We start from the raw sequence: 3,001 nt of genomic DNA on the forward strand, positions 1-3,001 counted from the left end.
CACCGGCAGGCTGCGCGTCCGCACGCCGCAGGCTGCCGGCGACGGCGACGGCGGCTGGGTGACCACCAGCGATCTGGCGCACCTGGACGAGGACGGCTTCCTCTACATCGACGGCCGTGCCGACGACGTGATCATCCGTGGTGGCTTCAAGATCTCCCCGGCCACAGTGGTGCGCGCCCTGCAATCGCACGACAGCGTCGCCGAGGCCGCCGTGGCGGGCCTGCCACACGAGCGGCTCGGGCAGGTGCCGGTGGCCGCGGTGGAGTTGCGCACCGCCGCCCGTGTGCCCGATACCGAGGAACTGGTGCGCCACTGCCGGGAGCGGCTCACCCCCTACGAGGTGCCGGTCGCCGTGCGCATCCTGGACGAACTGCCGCGCGGCGCGGCGTTGAAGGTCGACCGCCGCAGACTGCTGGAGATATTGGAAGACCTGGAGATGCTGGAGGGCACCGACACCCATGCCTGAGAACAACACCGCACCGCAGAGCGAGACGAGCCAGGCGCCACCGGTGCTCGTCGAACGCGACGGGCACGTCCTGGTGCTCACCATCAACCGCCCGCACGTCCGCAACGCGGTGAACCAGGCGGTCGGCACCACCATCGGCTACGCGCTCGAGGAAGCCGCGAACGACCCGCAGGTGCGCGCGGTCGTGCTCACCGGCGCGGGCGACAAGGCCTTCTGCGCCGGCGCCGATCTCGCGGCGCTGTCCCGGGGCGAGGACTTCTACGTCGAGGGCCACGCCTCCTGGGGATTCGGCGGCTACGTCGGGCATTTCATCGACAAGCCCACCATCGCCGCGGTCAACGGCCTCGCCTTCGGTGGCGGCGCGGAACTCGTGCTGGCCAGCGACCTCGTGGTGGCGGTGGAGTCGGCGAAGATCGGCCTGCCCGAGGTCACCCGCGGCCTGATCGCCGGTGCGGGCGGCGCCTTCCGGCTGCCCGAGCAGATCCCGCGCCGGGTCGCCATGCGACTGCTGCTCACCGGCGAGCCGATCACCGCCGCGGAGGCGCAGCGCTGGGGTCTGATCAACGAGGTGGTGCCCGACGGCAAGGCGCTCGAGGCGGCGCTGACGCTGGCCCACACGATCGCGGCCAACGCCCCGTTGGCGGTGTGGGCCACCAAGCGTCTCGCCTACGGCGTGCGGGACGGCCGTCCCGAGAACGAACGCGATCAGTGGAAGCACAATCTCGACGAGGTCGCGGCGCTGCTGCGCACCGAGGACGCCGCCGCGGGGCCGCGCGCGTTCACCGAGAAGCGCGCCCCGCGGTGGAAGGCGCGGTGACTGGCTCGTGAGTGCGAAACCCGGACGGGTACACGGCAAGGTCGCCCTGGTCACCGGCGCGGCGCGCGGCCAGGGCCGCAGCCACGCGGTCCGGCTGGCCGAAGAAGGCGCCGACATCATCCTGATCGACATCTGCCGCGACATCGAGTCCAACGACTACCCGCTGGCCACTCCCGAGGACCTGGCCGAGGCCGCCGCCGAGGTGGAGAAGACCGGCAGGCGGGCGGTCACCGCCGAGGTCGACGTGCGCGACCGGGCGGCGCGGGCCGCCGCGCTGGCGGCCGGGGTGGCGGAACTGGGCAAGCTGGACGTGGTGGTCGCCAACGCCGGTATCTGCCCGCTGGGCGAGGGCAAGGAGGTCACCGCCTTCGCCGACGCGCTCGACGTCGACTTCGTCGGCGTGCTCAACACCGTGCACACGGCGCTGCCGTACCTGCGCGCGGGCGCCTCGGTCGTCACCATCGGCTCCATCGCCGGACTGCTGGCCGCCGGCTCGAGCGGCGGACCCGCCGGCCCGGGCGGCGCGGGCTACAACTACGCCAAGCAGCTGGTCGACTCCTACACCATGAAGCTGTCGGATCAGCTGGCGCCGCACTCGATCCGGGTGAACGTCATCCACCCGACCAATGTGAACACCCCGATGTTGCAGAGCCCGGTGATGTACCGGCAGTTCCGGCCCGATCTGGCGAACCCGACGGCCGAGGACGCCGCCGCGGCCTTCCCCGCCATGCAGGCCATGCCGGTCCCGTGGGTGGAGGCCGCCGACGTCTCGCACGCGGTGGTGTATCTGGCCTCCGACGAGTCGCGCTATGTGACCGGCGTGCAGCTCAAGATCGACGCGGGTGCGACCGGAAAGCGCCGATGATCCACTCCACAGCCGGGCGCGCGGCGCCCGGATACGCAGAACCGACGAACGGAAGTAGGCCGCGATGAAGCGACTGGTATTCGAATCGGAGCACGAGCAGTTGCGTGAGACCGCGCGGCGGTTCGTCGAGCGCGAGATCGCGCCGAACGCCGAACGCTGGGAACGCGAGGGACAGGTCGACCGCGAGGTCTACAAGAAGGCGGGCGCCGCCGGCCTGATCGGCTTCAACATGCCCGAGGAGTACGGCGGCGGTGGCGCGGTCGACGACTTCCGTTTCAACGCCGTGGTGGTGGAGGAGCTGGCCCGCTTCGGCGGCGCGGCACCCGGCCTGAGTCTGCAGAACGACGTGGTCGGCCCGTATTTCGTCAATCTGGCCGACGAGGAGCAGAAGGCGCGCTGGATTCCCGGCATCGCCTCCGGCGAGATCGTGCTCGCGGTGGCCATGAGCGAGCCGGGCGCGGGCAGCGACCTGTCGGCCATCACGACCACCGCCCGCCTCGACGGCGACCACTACGTGCTCAACGGCTCCAAGACCTTCATCTCCGCGGGCATCAACTCCGACCTGGTGGTCGTGGTGGCGCGCACGAACCCGGACCCGGCTGCCGGCCACAAGGCGTTCTCGCTGCTTGTCGTCGAGCGCGGCATGCCCGGTTTCGTGCGCGGCCGCAAGCTCTAAAAGATGGGCCTCAAGGCCCAGGACACCGCCGAGCTGCACTTCACCGACGTGCGGGTGCCCAAGGAGAACCTGCTCGGCCAGGAGAACCGCGGCTTCTACCACCTGATGCACAACCTGCCCTCGGAGCGACTGTCCATCGCCGTCGCCGCGGTGGCGGGCGCGCGTTCGATCTTCGAG

The 3,001-nt window shown here is 71.0% G+C and carries 3 protein-coding genes and 1 pseudogene; all 4 read left to right on the forward strand.

Annotated elements, in window-relative coordinates:
* Nucleotides 1–466, forward strand: a 466-nt coding sequence (locus tag QH283_RS08195) for a class I adenylate-forming enzyme family protein (RefSeq protein WP_432420682.1), incomplete at its 5' end; no start/stop codon positions are given.
* Nucleotides 459–1,283 carry an enoyl-CoA hydratase-related protein gene (locus QH283_RS08200; protein ID WP_280502417.1) on the forward strand — a complete coding sequence of 275 codons (825 nt, stop codon included), beginning with the start codon at nt 459–461 and terminating at the stop codon, nt 1,281–1,283. The genes QH283_RS08195 and QH283_RS08200, both read left to right, overlap by 8 nt.
* 7 nt (nt 1,284–1,290) lie before the next feature.
* Nucleotides 1,291–2,148, forward strand: a complete 858-nt coding sequence (locus QH283_RS08205) for a mycofactocin-coupled SDR family oxidoreductase (RefSeq protein ID WP_280502418.1) — start codon at nt 1,291–1,293, stop codon at nt 2,146–2,148.
* Between the two features lie 64 nt (nt 2,149–2,212).
* Nucleotides 2,213–3,001 (forward strand): annotated as a pseudogene (locus QH283_RS08210) (acyl-CoA dehydrogenase family protein); the annotation flags it as partial.

Source organism: Nocardia farcinica (assembly GCF_029867845.1).
Taxonomy (GTDB): domain Bacteria; phylum Actinomycetota; class Actinomycetes; order Mycobacteriales; family Mycobacteriaceae; genus Nocardia; species Nocardia farcinica_A.